The organism is Acinetobacter sp. 25-47-130, assembly GCF_056779705.1.
The window spans coordinates 128,050-146,331 of sequence record NZ_JBWYII010000006.1 but is presented as its reverse complement, the minus strand read 5'-3'; the positions used below and the strand labels follow the sequence as shown (position 1 = coordinate 146,331).

Below are 18,282 nucleotides of genomic sequence, written 5' to 3'. Positions count from 1 at the left end.
ATATACAAATGTAAATTTTCGGGATTGTAACAGCTTTGGCATTACTTTTATTCAAAATATGTATTAGGTTTTACTACCGCTGTTTTTCTATCTATACATCAATTAAATTGGCTCATGTATTTAGTTAAATAATTTCATTAACAATAAAAAAACCCTGCTTACGCAGGGTTTTTTTGAATTAGTTCAGTGCTTATGCAGAGAATTGGTTCATTGTATTTTTCGCATCGTCACCCGCTTTAAGCGCGTTGTCGCCAGCGAAGATTTCTTTATGGTCATCACCGATGTCTGAACCAGCCATTGCTTGATGTTTAACACAAGCGATACCACCACGGATTTCTTTACGTTGTACACCAGCAACATAAGCCAACATACCTTCAGAACCGAAGTAACCTTCTGCAAGCTCATGTGTAGAAAGCGCAGCAGTGTGGTAAGTCGGAAGTGTAATCAAGTGATGGAATACACCTGCTTCACGAGAAGCATCAGCTTGGAACGTACGGATCTTCGCATCAGCATCAGCAGCTAATTCAGTATTGTCATACTCAGCGCTCATTAACTTAGCACGGTCGTAAGCAGATACGTCTTTACCTTCAGCAACCCAACGGTCGTAAGCTTGTTGACGGAAGTTTAACGTCCAGTTGAATGATGGTGAGTTGTTATAAACAAGTTTTGCATTTGGCACAACTTCACGTACACGGTTCACCATGTGAGCGATTTCTTCAACGTTTGGCGTTGCAGTTTCGATCCAAAGAAGGTCAGCACCGTTCTGTAAACTTGTTACACAGTCAAGTACAACACGGTCAATTTGAGTACCTTCACGGAATTGATATAGACCAGAAGCTAAACGCTTAGGACGGTGTAATTTACCATCACGTTTGATTAGGATTTCGTCTTCTTGCGCTTCTGAAATATCAATTTCAGTAGTGTCTAAGTAGCTGATGTATTGAGAAGCGATATCGCCTGGCTCTTTAACCACTGGGATTTTTTGAGTCAAGTCAGCGCCTTCAGAGTCAGTACGTGCAACGATGATACCGTCGTCAAGACCCATTTCTAAGAATGCATAGCGAAGTGCATGGATTTTCGCAATGAAGTCTTCGTGTGGAACAGTTACTTTACCTGCTTGGTGACCACATTGTTTCGCGTCAGAAACTTGGTTTTCGATTTGAAGTGCACATGCACCCGCTTCGATCATTTTCTTCGCAAGTAAGTAAGTTGCTTCTTCGTTACCGAAACCAGCGTCGATGTCAGCAATAATTGGCACAACGTGAGTTTGGAAGTTGTCGATTTGTGAAGTGATTTCAGCAGCTTTAGCAGTGTCACCCGCTTCTTGCGCTTTTTTAAGTGCACGGAATAAGTCGTTTAATTCTTTTGCGTCTGCTTGACGTAAGAATGTGTAGATTTCTTCGATCAATGCAGGAACTGAAGTTTTTTCGTGCATAGATTGGTCAGGAAGTGGACCAAACTCAGAACGAAGTGCAGCAACCATCCAACCAGAAAGGTAGATGTAACGGCGTTCAGTAGTACCGAAGTATTTTTTGTTCGCAATCATTTTTTGTTGTGCGATGAAACCATGCCAGCAACCCAAAGATTGAGTATATTTGCTAGAATCAGCATCATAAGCAGCCATATCACGACGCATAATCGCAGCTGTGTATTTCGCAATATCTAAACCAGTTTTGAAACGGTTTTGAAGTTGCATACGTGCAGCATCTTCAGGACTGATGTCTGCCCAAGTGTTGCCGAATTTTGCTTTTAATTCGCGGATTGCATCAATCGCTGTTTGGTATGTAGTCATGATATTTTACCCTGTATATAATTTTAGGATTTATCAATCGAAGGACTAAATCTACTCGGTATTAATTGTTCAGATTTAGAGCGCTTCGTTGCTATGGACTTAGCTTAGATTGACTCTAGAAATTAATCCAATATTTTCGTTTAATTCTCAGTATTTATTTAAAAAATATGTAGATTAAAGTCGTAATATAAATGAAATACCATTCTATAAATTATTGATTTTAATAAAATTTATAAAATAAACATTTGTACACTTTTAACACAATTTGAGTGATTCTTATTCATTAGACTTAAGTATCAAGCTCACAATTACGTTTAATTTTTCTTCAAACATCTTTAGATTTTAACCTTCAATTGACTTTTCTGACAGAGCATCGTTATTAAACTGTTAGTTTTAAATGAATATTTTTTAAACTGTGAACCATATTGATGGAATTACCAATAAAGCATTTAAATTGAGATAAACCTAAAAACAATTTAGAACATAGCATGGTAATTTCAAAAACAACTAAAGCCATATTTCTTAAATAAATGTATAGGGTCTGTCTTATGACAAAAAAAACGTAAATTTGATGAATATATGTTAAATTCTGCTGAAAAAATCAGCATAAAAACACACAAACCTAAGCGCTTATGGCATAATTCCTCACGATTTCAAAAATTTATTTTCGGTATTTTTTTTATGAATCTTGAGCGGGTTGATCTCAATCTCTTAATTTACTTAGATGTTCTTTTGCGAGAGAAGAATGTTACACGTGCAGCAGAACAATTGGGTGTTACTCAACCTGCAATGAGTAATATTTTACGTCGTCTTCGTAACTTATTTAATGATCCGCTTTTAATTCGCTCTTCTGAAGGAATGACTCCTACAGAAAGGGCTTTAGAACTACAGCCTCGTATTCGTGATGCCCTTTCTGATCTATCTATGATCTTAGAACCACGAACAGAATTTAGACCTTATACGTCAAATCGTGTTTTCCGCATCATGACTTCAGATTATGCTGAAGCTACACTTGTGCCTCGCTTAGTTAAGGCTCTGCGTTCAGAAGCACCAAATGTTGTTTTAGATTTTCTAACACCGAGTGATGTATCCTATCGTGATATGGAACAAGGTAAAGTTGATCTTGCCATCAACCGTTTCAACGAAATACCACAAAGTTTTCATCAGGTTCTGGTGTGGCGTGACAGCTTTTCATGCTTACTGAATAATAAGCATCCTGCCGTAAATAATTTGAATCTAAAAAGTTATCTAGATGCGCAACATATCTGGGTTTCTAAAACTGGGATGGGGGTAGGATTTGGTGTTAACCCAGAAAAACAAGCTGGTTTAGGTTGGATTGATCAAGCTTTAGAACGTATTGGTCAAAAACGCAAAATTTCGGTATTTACACGTCATTATCAAATGCCAGGTTTATTAGCGTCTAATGTCGATCTCATTGCGACATTACCGACGAAAATCGCTCGCCTACAAGCTAAAAGTCAAAACTTGATGCTCAAAGACCCTCCATTTTACATTCCTGAATTTGAACTCAAAATGGCGTGGTGCCCTCTATTACATCATCATCCTGCTCATCGTTGGTTACGTCAGTTGATTTTATATGTTGCTCGTCAAATGACTGAGGAAGAAAATCGTGAATTTCTTTCAAATAACAATACCCACTTCTCACAATTTTGATTGAGTAGAGCTGATTTAAATCAATACTTTAAAAATTTTTATTCAATAACTATGATATTGAGGTAGTGTAAAAATTCACTACCTCTATGTTTTTTGTGATAAAACTTTCCTCATAAATAATTTAAAAACAAAGGTGTTCGTGTGAGCCTCTTTCAGAATTTCGTGATCATTATGATTTTGATTGCTGGAGCTGGATTCTTATCATTAAGTGAAATCGCACTTGCAGGATCACGTAAAGTGAAACTGAAAATTTTGGCTGAGTCTGGTGATGATCGTGCACAAAAAGTGCTTACGCTCCAAGAGAATTCAGCTGATTTCTTTGCTGCCTCGCAAATCGGCTTAAATGCTATTGCAATTTTGGGAGGGATTTTAGGTGAAGCTGCATTTAGACCTTATTTTGTGATTTTGGTCGATCGTTTCTATGATGGTCCTTGGTCACAATCAATTGGTTTTGCATTGTCATTTACTTTAGTGACATCACTGTTTATTTTATTTGCTGATCTTATGCCTAAACGATTGGCAATGATTGCACCTGAAAAAATCGCTGTCTCTTTAATTAATCCTATTCAGGTATTCATTACTGTTTGTCGTCCATTAGCTTGGTTTATCAATGCAATTGCCAACCTCTTATTCCGTTTATTCAAAGTAAATACTACTCGTGATGATAATATTACTTTTGATGATATTTCCGCGGTAATGGATGCAGGAGCACAAGCAGGTGTCTTACAAAAACAAGAACATCACTTTATTGAAAATGTATTTGAACTTGAAGAACGAAATGTTCCTTCGAGCATGACTACACGTGAAAACGTAGTTTTCTTTACCATCAATGAATCAGAAGAAAGTATTCGTCAAAAACTGGCTGAATTTCCCTATTCAAAATATCTAGTCTGCAATGAAAATATTGATCAAGTGATTGGCTATGTTGATGCTAAAGATATCTTGATTCGTATTTTAAATAATCAAAAATTTAATCAGTTGAATGAATCCACTATCCGTAATGTATTAACGATTCCAGATACACTTACACTGTCAGAATTACTTGATCGCTTCAGATCTAGTAAAGAAAAGTTTGCCGTTGTGATCAATGAATATGCCTTGGTGGTTGGTGTTATTACCCTATCTGATATTATGATTACCGTGATGGGTGACTGGGTTACGCCAACGGATGAAGATCTTCAAATTATCAAGCGGGATGATCATTCTTGGCTGATTGAAGGCAGTACACCTATTGAAGATGTCAAGCATGCATTAGAAATTGATGAAATGCCTGATGATGAAAACTATGAAACTTTAGCTGGGTTTATGATGTTTAAACTTCGTAAGATTCCACGTCCTGCTGATAGTGTGGTATTTAATGGTTATAAATTCGAGGTGGTCGATGTTGACCATTTTAAAATTGACCAACTACTCGTGACCAGATTACTTGATGAAAAAGCAGAATTAGAATCAACTGTTGAATAAGACACTATCCACCACTCAGGTGGATTTTTTTATTCAGTTTATCTAATTAAACTTGAGATTTTTCGCCTTCAAAAATTATTGAAATTAGAATTTATACTCAATTTTTATTACAACTATCACACTTAAAAATCATGTTTAATGTCTCCAATCACAAAATATAAATTTTAAACTTATGAATTTTAAATACTATTTTTTATAAAAATTATGGTTATTTTAATATTTTCTAAACAATATTTAGTTTAATCATAAATTTCTCTAAGATGGTCGGCGTTTTCGAAGATAACAAATACTGTAATAGAAACAATATTGATTAAAACGCTAATCTAAGGATAGATCCATGTTGACCTTGCTTGGTTTGGGCATGATTTTGTGCTTTATGTACCTCATTATGTCTAGACGTATGACTCCCCTCGTCGCACTCACGCTTATTCCCGTTCTTTTTGCGCTAATTGCATATGGATTAGGTTTTTTTGTAGATAGTTTGAACCATATTCAACTTAATGAACTTGGTGAAATGATGTTAGATGGTGTTAAAAGGTTAGCACCTACCGGCGTCATGTTGCTATTTGCTATCTTGTATTTTGCCATCATGATTGATACAGGTTTATTCGATCCATCAGTGAAATTTATTCTCAGATTGGTAAAAGGTGATCCCCTCAAAATAGTATTAGGTACGATTACCTTAACATTGATCGTGTCTTTAGATGGTGATGGCTCTACCACTTATATGATCTGTGTTGCTGCCATGTTACCGCTTTACAAGCGATTAGGCATGAGCCCTTTAATTATGGCCTGTCTCATGATGTTAGCCAGTGGAATCATGAATTTAACGCCATGGGGTGGACCTACTGCACGTGCGGCAAGTGCACTCCATGTAGATCCTAGCGATGTGTTTGTTCCTATGATTTTACCGATGCTGTTCGCCATTGGTTGGTTGTACTTTTTAGGAACCATGTATGGCCGAATGGAGCGAAAAAGATTAGGCATCATGGAATTGGATATTAGCCATGGCGACAATATTCAAATTTCATCAAACCCAGAGGCAAATCGAGCGCATTTGAGATGGTTTAATGGATTATTAACTCTTGCACTGATGGCCAGCCTAGTCATGGGTATTTTGCCTATGCCTATTTTATTTATGATTGCATTGTGTATTGCTTTAGTCGTGAACTATCGTGATATTGATATGCAAAAAAGCTTAGTCGCTCATCATGCTGGTAGTGCTTTAAATGTCGTTGGTATTATTTTTGCCGCTGGTATTTTTACAGGTTTACTCACTGGCACGGGTATGGTCGATGCCATGTCAAAAGAGTTAGTAGCGATTATTCCAGATAGTATGGGTCCATATTTGGCACCAATCACAGCCGTTTTAAGCATGCCTTTAACGTTCTTTATGTCAAATGATGCTTTTTACTATGGTGTTCTGCCCATCTTATCTGAAGCTGCAGCACATTATGGCATCTCTCCTGTGGAAATGGCTCGTGCATCGATTGTTGGTCAACCCGTTCATCTGCTCTCACCCTTAGTTCCATCTACCTTTTTACTCTGCGGGCTTGCTGGGATTGAGTTTGGTCAACACCAAAAATTTACCATTAAATGGGCGATTATTACGTGCTTAGTGATGCTTGCAAGTGGATTAATATTTGGGATGTTCCCATTCTATTCTGCTATTTAATCGTAGCTCTAGTTTCGGAGTGATTTTTTGATCACTCCAATCTCTTATTTATAAAGGCTTATTGAGCTTGAGTCTCATTCCAAATATTCAAGTTCCCCATGTTAGATAGAAGTTGATACCTCACCACTAAAAACTCTGTCAACAAGGTGGAATAATTCATTTTTGCTTCATTCAATACATTCTGAGCATTAAGCACTTCGAGTAAATTTCCTACACCCGCTTTATAACGTCCTTGGGCGACTTCATAGGCTTCTGAAGCACTTTGATTCAATATCGTTAGCGCCTTAATATTGTCATGGATTGCATTTAGCTCATTATAGCTTTTCCAGATTTCAGCATTAATTTCAAGCTTCAATCTTTCTTGCTCTAATTGCTTTAATTTTAAGTTTTCTTGAGCAACGACAATTTGATTTTTTCGATTATAACCATCAAACAATGGGAAATTGACTTGCACACCTGCTTGTAGAGATTGGCGATCACTGCCATAACTGTCACTCGTTTGTTTTTGCTGATCATAAATGCCGTTAAAACTAACAGATGGATATCTAGACCGCTGTATTGCCTTAATTTTATTTTCAGCTGCGAGTGAATCATATTGTGCAGCTTTAAACTTTGGATGCATTTTTTCAGCATCCTGAATGAGGATTTCAATCGGTTTAAGATCTAGCTCTTTTGGAATTTTTAATTGATTATTAATTTTGAAATTTTGGTATGCAGGCTCACCCATTAATGATGCTAAAAGTCCTTTTGCTATTTTTAAATCACCTGAAAATTTAGTTTGATCTGACTTTACTTTCGCCAAATTTGCGGACATTTGTAATGCATCTGATTTGATACCAACACCCGCACGATATCGAGCATTTGCAATTTCATAGTTTTTTTCTGCAAGTACAACCAACTCATTAATATTATTTAACTTTAACTCAGCCTGAATAATTTGATAATAAGTCGAAATCGTTTTGATGATCATATTTTGCAAAGCAACATCATGCTGTGCCAAAGACATCGCTAATAATTTTTCGGCTTCTTCTGCTTGATAAAATCGACTACCAAAATCATAAAGTAGCCAATTGGCTCTTATTCCAAGTCCGTAACGGCGTAAGTCAGTGTCATAACTCAAAACAGGACGATCTTTTACTTGATTATCATCACGTGACCAATCGTAATTCAAGGTGCTATTCACTTGAGGATAATAATTTGCTTTAGAGATTTTAAGCTGAGCAGCTTGAATACGCATTTGTACCCAAGCACTTTTTGTCTCAGGATTACGACAAACTGCACGTTCAATGGCATCAAGGAGCTCTATTTGCTGTTCATTCTTGAGACTATTTTGAGATAAACAATGTTGAGGTTGACTTAACTTTTTATGATTTTGAAGATCAAGTGACACACTTTGATTGAGTTGTTGTTCTATTTGCTTACGTTTTGTCTCATTCTCGCGGGCATTACGCTGAGCTGTGAGCTCATCAAACCATAAAGTCTCGCGCTGTTTTTTTAGATTTGGAGTCAGTTTTGACAACCAACTCTCTGCATAAGCCAACGAACTATGTCCGAATAGAGACCCTGCAACAACAATGAAAGCGATGTATGTAATTTTCATTTAGGTTGCAAATCCTTGGTCAACATATCACGGACAATCACGCCATCTTGTAAAGCGATAATCCGCTCAGCGGATGAAATCGTTTCTGGACGATGTGCAATAATCAATTTGGTAATATTCAAATGCTTGAGATTTGCATTGACCTCTTGTTCTTTTAATACGTCTAAACTACTGGTCGCCTCATCCATAAATAAAATCTTTGGTTTTTTATAGATAGCACGAGCCAATAAAATTCGTTGTTTTTGTCCTCCTGACAACATATTACCAATATCCCCCACTAAGGTTTGATATCCCATTGGCATACGGCTAATGTCATCATGAATTGCGGCATAGGCTGCACATTGTTGTACCCATTGCATATCTGGATTTGAATCAAAAAAGCAAATGTTTTCTGCGATTGAACCAGCAAATAGAATGTCATCTTGTAACACTGTCGCGACTTGATCTCGCACAGCGTTTAATCCTAATTGTTCAAAGTCACGCCCCATGATTTTGACTTCACCTTCATTCTGCTTAAATACGCCTAACAGAACATGTAGCAATGTGGTCTTACCGCAACCTGTTTCCCCGACAATGGCGACAGATTGATTTTGGGGAATCTTAAAACTAATCCCCTTGAGTACATAAGGGTCATTTTCTGAATATTTAAAGTGCAGATTTTCGACTTCAATTGCATTATCAACCTGATCTACATTTGTGATTTCAGCATCACCGTATAATTTTTCTTGTTCTGTTAACACAATATCGGATAAACGCTCTACATCAATTTGAAGCATTTTAACTTCGATAAACTTATCGATTAGTCCTGCAACCCGACTATCAAATTGGCCTTTATACGCCATAAATGCCATCAGCACACCAACTGTAAAATTACCCTCCAATACCAATGTGGCACCTAACCAAATAATTAGAATGTTCTGAATCCCAAATAGCACTCCATTTGCCAATGAGAATCCCAACCCCAGCTTTTGGGTCGTTAATCCAGCATTGACTTGATTGACCATAAGATTTAACCAAGTCGAACGGCGAACATCTTGTCGTTGGAACAGTTTTATGGTTTTAGCTCCACGCACAGTTTCCATAAAATGGCTGCTTTGCTTCGCTGCATGAATAATCTGCGCTTCAGTCGCTCGTTTCAAAGGTGCATACCAAATCCATCGGATTAAGGCGTATAAGCCCATAGTAAAAATTGCAATCCAAGCTAACTTCGGACTGTATACAAACATTAAAATCAACGTAAATACAGTCATTAATCCATCAAGAATCGCAGCTAAGAACGTTGTGGTGAGCGTGGTTTGAATGTTTCCAATTGATCCAAATCGTGAAACAATGTCACCGAGTGATCGTCTTTCAAAATAAGAGACAGGAACATTAATCATGTGATTAAAGACGTTGGCTTGCCACTGCACACTTAAATGTGTGCTCATATACATCATGATCCAAGAACGAAGTAGCCCGATAAACTGCTGAAGTAACATTAACATGCCAAAGCCAATAGCCAGTATCGTTAAGAGATCCCGATCTGCAGATACGATCACATGGTCGATCACCCATTGCATAAAGAATGGGCTAATTAATGAAAAAACTTCTAAGGCTAAAGCCAAGATCAAAATTTGCCCGAGAGATTTCCATAAACCACGAACATGACCAATTAGACCTTTAAGCTGAATCTGATTTTTATCTTCTTTTTTTTCAAATTCAGTATCTGGCCAAAGCTCTAATGCAACACCCGTAAAATGTTCAGATACCTCATTGAGTGTCAGTACACGTTTACCAAATGCTGGATCTAAAATCGTGACTTTATTGGCACTGACTTCTTGCAACACCACAAAGTGGTTGAAATCCCAATGTAAAATACATGGGGTTTTAAGCTGATCTAAATCTTCTAAATCCAGCTTTAATGGGCGTGTTACCATTTTCAACTGATTACTAATTTTGATCAGCTGATTGAGATTTGAACCCTTTTGAGAAACTGAAAAACGACGTCTTAACGTTAATAAATCAGACTCATAGCCATAATAATGCGCAATCATCGCAATACAGGCTAATCCACATTCTGTCGCTTCCGTCTGTAAAATGGTTGGAATTTTCCGTCCAAATCCAAGAGAAATTTTGTCTAATATCTGCATGTTATTTCTTCTTATATCTTGCCCGTGATGCTATATAACGGTTCGAGTACCCATTCATATAGTTTTCTTTTTTCTTGCATGATATCTGCATCAAAGGCCATGCCCACTTTAAGAGGCTTACTTTCACCATAGGCTTTTACAAACTGTTGTTCTAATTTGACTTTGACTAAATACACAGGTTCACTTTGGTTAAATGTTACACCCTGACTTAACTCGCCTAAATTGGTCAGTTCTTGTGGGTTCATCGTCGTCGCTGAGATTGAATGAATCACACCTTCACCTTGACCAAATTTTTGGTAAGGATAGGCTTGAAAACGAAGTTTTACGGTTTGACCAGTCCTTATAAATCCAATTGCTGAACTGGGTACAAAAAGATGTGCTTCTAAATAAGAAGGCGTCGGAACAATATTCATAACAGGAATATTAGGAGAAATAAACTGACCAACCTCTGCATTAATCGATGCTATTTTTCCTGTCGCATTGGCTTGTAATAGCAAACTATCCCGCGCTTTATTTTCTAAAAATTCTTGCTGATTCGAAGCTAATTGACGATCGACCAAAGTCAGCTCACTTTCCAACTTCGATGCTAGTCCTTGCTGAGCCAATAATTTATTTTCTAATTCAGCTTGTTTAGTATTTTTTTCACGCTCATAACTCTGTAATGCAACTTTTAGGCTGATATAGTTATCTTGCTTCAGTTGATATTCTTCAATCGAAATATATTCTTTATCTTTTAAATCTCGATAACGATGTGCATTTTCTTGTGCAAGTGCTAGACGTTGGCGTTGCTCGGCAATTAAGCCATCTAATTTTATTAAATCTAAACGTATAGATTGAATTTCTGCATTTAATTGTTGAACATTATTTAAATGTAAGTCTTTTAGTTTATTTTTTTCAGTATCTAAACTTTGTTTTTTTAACTCAATTTGTTTTTGTACAGACTCATTATAGTTACCTGTACTATTATAACGCGTCATTTTTAATGTAATTAATGGTGTCCCTTTCTCCACTAATTGACCTTCTTTGACGAATTTTTCACTGACTGTACCCCCTTCAGCACTATAAACTCGGATTAAACCTGTATTAGGAATCAATAATCCTTTAACACTCGTCCTCTTCGTATAGCTTCCAAAAAAAATAAAACTCACTAATAAAACAGTAAAAATGGCGACAACAATCGTGAGTACCGTAAATGAAAATGGTCGAATCAAAATGACTTCACCAATCCACTTTGACTTTTGTGCATCAATCGCTTTGTCTCTAAACAGCTTATTTGTCATATATATTTGTAATTAATTTTTCAAGTACGGGTTTTTATATTGAATTTTCATCAAGTTGACTACATTTCAACAGCGTGCTTAAAAGAGACAAACACAAACCAAAAGTTTTCAATAAAATAGTCATGATCTGTGTTGTCTCCTGTTCTATCCCACACTTCGCTCAGCTAAATCTGCTTTGAATAAACTCAGTTGGATACTGATTTCAATAGATTAAAAACGAAGCGTTCATCTTGTTTTATTTCAAAACTCGATTGACTAAAGGTGCTGTGAACAAAGCATGAGGATCATATTGCTTTAAAATATGACTACTCGACTGAATGGTTAAATGATTAGATTGACCCTGAGCATGGACGCGTGGAATTTCGTAATCGATATAAGTTGAACTATCCCAAGCTTTTTGATTGGTATAGCCCCACCCTTTAGACCATTCTGGTCGCATCAAAGAATCACCTTGATAACGTTGTGACATCCACTCCTCAACTTCTGTGTAAAATTGCGCTGAGAATGGCGTACCTGGCAAGGTTAAAATATCAAACCAAACGGCACAGTCCCATTCAGGATGATCAGGACAAGGTTTAATGGCTGATAATGCTGCTGTTTGAGCGCCGTGAACAATTGAATCTTCTGGATGATCCAAGCCCGTAACTCGAATTTCAACAGGTCCATTCATTGGGAAACGACCCATTTTTTGATATTGCTTCATCTTAATGCCGAAATAATCACAAAAATCAGCAATAACCCGTTGAACGTTTGCACGACTGGTAATGACAGCATAGCCATTTGCCGTAACACGCAAAGTTGTTGGTTTGACATACAGTAAAACGTTTTTTGACGTTCCCCATAAATCATAAGTTTGAGTGGAAGCCAAACCACCAGTCAAAATCGTCGTGATTCCAGATAATGGCGTACCATTTAAACCTAGTTTAGAGATTTCATACTGAGTAAAACCGAAGGTTGGCGTGAGATAAGTACTTTTATTGACGATGATTTTATGAATCAAATCAGTAATAGGTTTGATCAAATTATCTGAGAACCAATAATTGAATGGTTTGACTGTCTGTCGAGCAGTCAAAGGACGATACGGAGTAACAGTCCAAACTTTTAACCAAGGATAATCGGTGAATGGAAACCAAATTGCTTCTGCACGACCAGATTTATCCAGAAAATGAGAGAAGGTACGTCCAGCATGCTTATCTTGAGCGAATAGCTCATTGATATGAATGTCGGTATAGCTTTCACAACGAATATATTGATTTTTTGACGTTTGTAATTGTGCAGATAAAATAAATGCACGACCTATATGAACTAAAAATGCACGAATTTCTGGATCATTTCGCAGGAAGGTTTTCGCAACATATCGACCTTCTCGTTGGTCGAAAACAGCAGCAGTGATCGATACCACTAAATTACTGATCGAACCATAAGTTTGACCTTCTTGTTTTATTTCCCCTACGGCAGGTACACCTGTGCCATGACCATCAATGGCCAACACACCACCCAAAGTTAAATCTCCAGGTGCGGGCACTGCTACAAATCCACGATTACGGTATTCCATTGCGGTTAACAATGCTTCCATTTGAATGCCTGCTTCGGCAGTCACAATACCTTTTGCATCAATACTGACTTTGTTGATATGCGTTGGCATATCAATCAATAAAATTTTAGTAATCTTGTCTTGATCATCCAACAATAAAGGTGACCAATTATGTGACATCCCTTTGGGTCTGACTTTATAGCCATTTTGATATGCCCAGTTAATGGCTTTTAAAACTTGTTCTTGATTTCTCGGTGATGCTGTCCATGCATTTTCATAACGAGATTCCCCAGACCAATTTTCATATTTCTGTTTAAAAATTGAGATTTCAGTTGGGAAATTTACTAATCTTTCTTGTAAAGGAAAAAACCAAGCTTCTGCCTTTTGTGTTGGAAGCCATGCTGAAACAGCACCAACAGCAGCTAAGCTACCCATTGTTTTTAGAAAGTTTCTTTTATCGTGATCTATTTGTTCTGATGAATTCTGCATTGTTATAGCCACCAAAAGTTTAGCTTTATTATTTCTGTTACTGAAAGCAGACCAGTACTCATGACCAGTCTGCCTTTAACACTTTATTTAAAACTTATGAAAGCCAAGCACGAACGCCATTTAAAGTCGGAAGAAGTTTATATTGACCTTCTGCCTTTTCTTTTTCGTAATGGTTTGGAGTTTCAGCTACATCGCCACCAAGTGCACGACCAAGACCAATTAATGTTTTTGATGCCACTAAACCAGTAGTATCAGCAGCTTGGTGTACTAGCCCTAAACCTACTGCACTAAATACAACACCAACTGATGAAATCAGTTTTGAATTAAGTGTTTGATTGAATAAGTTCACACCGTGGATGATTGAGTCACCAATCAATGTTCCAGCACCAGATACTTCATTGATTTCTTCTTGCTTTAATTCTACTAAGCTCATGATTAAAACCTCGTTATAAAGAATTTATGTTAGATACACCTAACTTTTGTTAAGCACTTTTTAATATACAGAATGAATTGTGTATCTATAATGAAAACTGTATGACACTATTTAATTATTTTGTGATTTATTTAACATTAATTTTAATAATTCGATTGACTCAATATTCTTGAAAATAACAGCCCAATTTCAAATAATAGATAGATCATTGTGCCCCCAATCGCCATTGATAATATGTCTGGCGGCGTTACAAACATGGCAATAAAAAAACAAAAGATAAAAATGTAAGGTCTATTTTTTTGGATGGTCTCAATGTCTACTAATCCAAAATACACCGTGATCATAATGACCAATGGCACTTGAAAAATCAGCCCTAAGACGAAGAAAAACTTAATACAAAACAATAAGTATTGTTGAATATCTGTCATAGGGGTCACACTATCTGGCGAAACTCCAATAAAGAATCCCAATACAGCGGGCAGAATAAAAAAGTATCCCAGTGCAATGCCCGAGTAAAACAACACAATACTTGAGGGAAAAAAGAAAAAGAAAATTTTACGTTCTTTCAGATAAAGCGCATGTTTTAAAAAAACATATAATTTATAAAAAATAAAAGGAAAAAGGATGATCAGCGTGACAAAAAATACCAACTTAATGGGTGCTACAAATGTACTGGTAATATCTGTCGCAATCATATGCGCATTTGCAGGTAATTTAGCTTGTAGAGGCAGTGCGATCGCGTTATAAATTTTGTTCGCGAATGGCACTAATCCAACAAAAATAACTAAAAAGCCGATAACGACATGAATTAAATTTCGCCTAAATTCTTCAAAATAATCAGAAAAATGACTCAGTGTTTTTTTTAGGTCGGAAGTTTCAGACATATCTCACTCCCATTACATGTATATCAACACACGACCAATGCGCTAAATGAGTCATTAGAAAATCTGTTTTATAAGGTGCTGGAACATAAAACTTTTGTATTGGGGAAATATTGTTTTTGTTTCTGATCAATTTGATCATCTAGATGCGCGAAATATTCCTGCATTTGAGTTTCAAGCTGTTTAACATTCTGAATTTCGTCTTTTAATTCTTCACGAAGTTGATGAAGCTCAAGTTCTAGATCTACTTTCTGTTTAATATCGGATTTTATTTCACTTATTTTTTTCAAGCTTCGAAGCGCAAAACGAATCGCATCGGGTAAACGATCAGGACCCAAGACCACAATTACAATCAGTCCAAGAAAGAGTAGTTCTCCAAACCCAACATCAAACATAGGTTAAAACACCACAATATTGCTTTGAATATTGTTTAAAAAAGATTATTGATGAGTGTCTTTTTTATCTTCGCGAACAGCATCTTTAAAATCTTTTACAGCGCCGCCGACATCTTTGCCAAAATTCTTTAATTTAGCTGTACCGAAAATGACCAAAATAATTATGGCAAATAGTGCGATATGACCAATTGAAAGACCCATCATTATAGTTATCCTTATTTTTTAATATTGCTTAATAATAACAGACCAACAATGCATAGAACTCTTGAAATGTCTAACAATCTCAGCATACATATTTGAGTCTGTTAAGATTTTTTATTCTGCTTTCAAAATATAAGCTACTGATAAAAGTAAAAAAACCGATTTAAGCCTTTGCTTAAATCGGTTTTCAGTCACTTGGTTCGCTAAACTACGTTTTCAATTCTTCGTTTAACTTGAATAATAAAGTATTAGCGACCATAGATTTCTAAAAGTTTATCTAAAGTTGCTTGATAATGAATATCGATATCTTCAGCTAAAATAGCATACGCATTATCTAACTGAACCATTGGCCAGCCTTCTTTCCAAAACGGAAAAATATTGTGTAGATCACGCGTTACGATTGCTTCTTCGCGTGTAATCGCCTGTGCAACCTGCGATAAAACTTGTGCTGTTTCAGCACCATCAATCTCAAGATAATCAATACCACGCGCTTTAAGAATACGAATTCTGTCTTTTTTATATTTAATTTTTTTTGCTTGTGCTTCATTTAAACCTAAAGCAAGTGTCACTGCTTCAACAAACTTTTCTTCAAAAGATTGATGTAATGCAACCAAGGCTTTTTTATGTGCTTCCTGACGCCCCTCTTTACCACCACTACGAATCAGTTTATTCGCCTCAACATTAAGTTCGTCAGATTTCATAGACTGTAAAATATCTAAAATTTCGATATCACTTAAAGATTCAGCATTGTGGTGTGTCATGGGAGTACTTCAATTCAACTTAATCTTGCATTTTCTCATAATTCAACACAAATACATAATCTAATTCAAATTGAATCGATAAGCTTTCAAATGATTCTAAATATTTGGAATTATACTTCTGAGTTTTAATGCAATATTAAAGTCAAAACGATGGGTAGTGTGATTGCAGCACCGATAATTTGCAGACTAATTATGCCAGCCATTAATTGACTGTCACCACCCAATACTTTTGTCAGAATATAAGCAGCTGAAGCCGTTGGTAATGCAAAATATAAAATAAAGATTTGCGTCTCTAAAGCATTGAAGCCCAGCATTTTACAGACCAGCCAAGCCAAAATCGGCATTAAACATAAACGCGATAGCGTGTTGATCATTAGAGGTAATGATTCTTTTTTAAGAGCCACAAATTGCAATGCAGCACCGACACACATTAGTCCCATAGGTAAGCTACATATCGCAAGTTGGTAAATTAATGACTCTGCACCTTTCCATAATGGCAGCCCGGATACATTGTAGAGCACCCCAACCAGACAACCTAAAATTAAAGGATTTTTGAGTAACGATATAATCACTGCGCGAAAATTCATATTTTCATCATCGGTCAGTGCCAATACCGAGATGATATTCACAACAGGAATACTGATCGCCAACAGTAATGCAAAAATCGTCATACCTTCTGCTGGAAAAAGCGAAGCAACAACTGCTAAACCAATATAGGTATTAAAACGTACATTACTTTGAACATAGACTCCAAATCTTCGTGTTGGGGTCTGAAAAATTCTTTTTAAAATATATAAAACCGCACAAGCAATTGGAAAGACCACGAGTAAAATGACTAAAATTTTACTCACCATCTCCATATGAATATCAGCTTGAGCCAAATTACCAAAAAGCATGGCAGGAAAAAACACAAAATAGTTAAGTTTCTCTGCACCCGCCCAAAACTCGTCTGTTAAATATGATTTCTGTTTAAGAAAATATCCAATTAATATGAGTCCTATCAGCGGCACTAAGGATAAAACAATGCTGTACATAAATGATGAGCCTAATCGAGTGCAGATCGCTCAGCCCTAATACGCTCAATCAACCACAGTAGTTTATTGCATGCATTTTGAACTGATCATTTTATATTACACTGCATCAAGCTGATCGTCTCAAAAATTCATCATTTACATCATGCATTGACTTGTTTTATATACGCTAAAATTTCAGGCAAAGTCTGAATTGTTTTATTTAAGGGCGGTTGATGTTCAGCTAAGGATTGGTGGAACCCCGCCAAATATAGTCCATCTAATCCAGCCTGAGTAGCAGCCCAATAATCATTCACTGGATGATCACCAACATAAAGACAATGGTCAGGTGCAATTCCTAATTGTTGACAAGTCATATGAAATATTTCTGCTTGAGGCTTTGACACACCTGCCTTCTCAGAACTCATGATTACATCAAAATAATGCGCGATTCCTAAACCTTCGATAATTTTGTGTCGAGTGAAATGTCCTCCATTCGAAATGATTGCCAACTTAAATCCCTCGCTTCTAAGCTGATCAAGCGTCTGAATAGCATTTGGCATCATGACTGCGTTTAGTCCAAATTGATTAAACCAATAGTCACTTAATTCATCTAATTCTGGTGCTTTTTTCCATTTCAACTGATTGAGTAATGCATGAGCGACGGAACCACCAATGGTAGGTGCAGTCATTCTTTCTCGGATGGGATAGCCACCATGATCAATATATCGAATCGTTTCGAGAATCTCAGCTTGCGCAGACGAGGCAGATTGATCGATTTGCTGTTTATAAGTATTAAATAATGCCCGACTAAAAGTTTGAACACTTAAATCTCGGTGTGTCAGTGTATTGTCCAAATCAAAAATAACAGCTTGAATTTTCATAGTGCTTAGAGGAGTGTATTCATTTGCCCATGCTATCAACTCTCCGCAATCTCGATTATTCCTTTTTATTTCATCCTAAG

At 36.6% G+C, this 18,282-nt stretch carries 14 protein-coding genes and 1 pseudogene; 3 read left to right on the top strand and 12 right to left on the bottom strand.

Annotated features, from left to right (window positions below; translation table 11 throughout):
* Positions 1–190: 190 nt before the first annotated feature.
* A complete protein-coding gene (locus AC1M83_RS09360; RefSeq protein WP_035267987.1) occupies positions 191–1,792 on the bottom strand; it encodes an isocitrate lyase in 1,602 nt (533 codons plus the stop codon).
* A gap of 681 nt (positions 1,793–2,473) precedes the next feature.
* On the opposite strand from AC1M83_RS09360, the gene AC1M83_RS09355 reads away from it, so the two are divergent.
* The 3 genes from AC1M83_RS09355 (at position 2,474) to AC1M83_RS09345 (ending at position 6,605) form a co-directional block, all read left to right on the top strand.
* Positions 2,474–3,466, top strand: coding sequence for a LysR family transcriptional regulator (locus AC1M83_RS09355; protein ID WP_035268043.1), 993 nt, complete (start codon positions 2,474–2,476; stop codon positions 3,464–3,466).
* Between the two features lie 141 nt (positions 3,467–3,607).
* Entirely contained in the window at positions 3,608–4,930 is a 1,323-nt protein-coding gene (gene paeA / locus AC1M83_RS09350; RefSeq protein WP_035267989.1) for a polyamine export protein PaeA, read from the top strand.
* Between the two features lie 337 nt (positions 4,931–5,267).
* Entirely contained in the window at positions 5,268–6,605 is a 1,338-nt protein-coding gene (locus AC1M83_RS09345) for a CitMHS family transporter (RefSeq protein WP_481590509.1), read from the top strand.
* Positions 6,606–6,663: 58 nt separating this feature from the next.
* On the opposite strand, the gene AC1M83_RS09340 is transcribed toward AC1M83_RS09345, so the two are convergent.
* From AC1M83_RS09340 to AC1M83_RS09290, 11 genes and pseudogenes are all read right to left on the bottom strand, one after another.
* The gene (locus AC1M83_RS09340) at positions 6,664–8,205 is read right to left on the bottom strand and encodes a TolC family protein (protein WP_481590508.1); all 1,542 of its coding nucleotides are present in this window, start codon (positions 8,203–8,205) and stop codon (positions 6,664–6,666) included.
* Positions 8,202–10,334, bottom strand: coding sequence for a peptidase domain-containing ABC transporter (locus AC1M83_RS09335; RefSeq protein ID WP_180028106.1), 2,133 nt, complete (start codon positions 10,332–10,334; stop codon positions 8,202–8,204). Before AC1M83_RS09335 ends, AC1M83_RS09340 begins: the two co-directional genes overlap by 4 nt.
* Positions 10,335–10,345: 11 nt before the next feature.
* A complete protein-coding gene (locus tag AC1M83_RS09330) occupies positions 10,346–11,614 on the bottom strand; it encodes an HlyD family secretion protein (protein WP_481589118.1) in 1,269 nt (422 codons plus the stop codon).
* 235 nt (positions 11,615–11,849) lie between these two features.
* A complete protein-coding gene (locus AC1M83_RS09325) occupies positions 11,850–13,637 on the bottom strand; it encodes a cholesterol oxidase substrate-binding domain-containing protein (protein ID WP_481589117.1) in 1,788 nt (595 codons plus the stop codon).
* Positions 13,638–13,731: 94 nt separating this feature from the next.
* Positions 13,732–14,070 (bottom strand): hypothetical protein, encoded by a 339-nt coding sequence (locus AC1M83_RS09320; protein WP_035268003.1) that lies wholly within the window; start codon positions 14,068–14,070, stop codon positions 13,732–13,734.
* A 143-nt stretch (positions 14,071–14,213) separates the two neighbouring features.
* Positions 14,214–14,954, bottom strand: a complete 741-nt coding sequence (tatC, locus tag AC1M83_RS09315; protein WP_481590507.1) for a twin-arginine translocase subunit TatC — start codon at positions 14,952–14,954, stop codon at positions 14,214–14,216.
* A 68-nt stretch (positions 14,955–15,022) separates the two neighbouring features.
* Positions 15,023–15,346, bottom strand: a complete 324-nt coding sequence (tatB, locus tag AC1M83_RS09310; RefSeq protein ID WP_481590506.1) for a Sec-independent protein translocase protein TatB — start codon at positions 15,344–15,346, stop codon at positions 15,023–15,025.
* Between the two features lie 66 nt (positions 15,347–15,412).
* Positions 15,413–15,547 (bottom strand): annotated as a pseudogene (gene tatA, locus AC1M83_RS09305) (twin-arginine translocase TatA/TatE family subunit); the annotation flags it as partial.
* 248 nt (positions 15,548–15,795) lie between these two features.
* The gene (locus AC1M83_RS09300) at positions 15,796–16,308 is read right to left on the bottom strand and encodes a hypothetical protein (protein ID WP_180028102.1); all 513 of its coding nucleotides are present in this window, start codon (positions 16,306–16,308) and stop codon (positions 15,796–15,798) included.
* Between the two features lie 125 nt (positions 16,309–16,433).
* On the bottom strand, positions 16,434–17,342 hold the full coding sequence (locus AC1M83_RS09295) for an AEC family transporter (RefSeq protein WP_481590505.1): 909 nt from the start codon (positions 17,340–17,342) through the stop codon (positions 16,434–16,436).
* A gap of 140 nt (positions 17,343–17,482) precedes the next feature.
* Positions 17,483–18,202: an HAD family hydrolase gene (locus AC1M83_RS09290; RefSeq protein WP_481589115.1), complete on the bottom strand. Its 720-nt coding sequence runs from the start codon at positions 18,200–18,202 to the stop codon at positions 17,483–17,485.
* Between the last annotated feature and the right edge of the window lie 80 nt (positions 18,203–18,282).

Coding starts and splice junctions, on each gene's coding strand:
- AC1M83_RS09360 (WP_035267987.1), bottom strand. CDS start 1,792: ATGACTACATACCAAACAGCGATTGATGCAATCCGCGAATTAAAAGCA.
- AC1M83_RS09355 (WP_035268043.1), top strand. CDS start 2,474: ATGAATCTTGAGCGGGTTGATCTCAATCTCTTAATTTACTTAGATGTT.
- AC1M83_RS09345 (WP_481590509.1), top strand. CDS start 5,268: ATGTTGACCTTGCTTGGTTTGGGCATGATTTTGTGCTTTATGTACCTC.
- AC1M83_RS09340 (WP_481590508.1), bottom strand. CDS start 8,205: ATGAAAATTACATACATCGCTTTCATTGTTGTTGCAGGGTCTCTATTC.
- AC1M83_RS09335 (WP_180028106.1), bottom strand. CDS start 10,334: ATGCAGATATTAGACAAAATTTCTCTTGGATTTGGACGGAAAATTCCA.
- AC1M83_RS09330 (WP_481589118.1), bottom strand. CDS start 11,614: ATGACAAATAAGCTGTTTAGAGACAAAGCGATTGATGCACAAAAGTCA.
- AC1M83_RS09325 (WP_481589117.1), bottom strand. CDS start 13,637: ATGCAGAATTCATCAGAACAAATAGATCACGATAAAAGAAACTTTCTA.
- AC1M83_RS09320 (WP_035268003.1), bottom strand. CDS start 14,070: ATGAGCTTAGTAGAATTAAAGCAAGAAGAAATCAATGAAGTATCTGGT.
- tatC (WP_481590507.1), bottom strand. CDS start 14,954: ATGTCTGAAACTTCCGACCTAAAAAAAACACTGAGTCATTTTTCTGAT.
- tatB (WP_481590506.1), bottom strand. CDS start 15,346: ATGTTTGATGTTGGGTTTGGAGAACTACTCTTTCTTGGACTGATTGTA.
- AC1M83_RS09300 (WP_180028102.1), bottom strand. CDS start 16,308: ATGACACACCACAATGCTGAATCTTTAAGTGATATCGAAATTTTAGAT.
- AC1M83_RS09295 (WP_481590505.1), bottom strand. CDS start 17,342: ATGTACAGCATTGTTTTATCCTTAGTGCCGCTGATAGGACTCATATTA.
- AC1M83_RS09290 (WP_481589115.1), bottom strand. CDS start 18,202: ATGAAAATTCAAGCTGTTATTTTTGATTTGGACAATACACTGACACAC.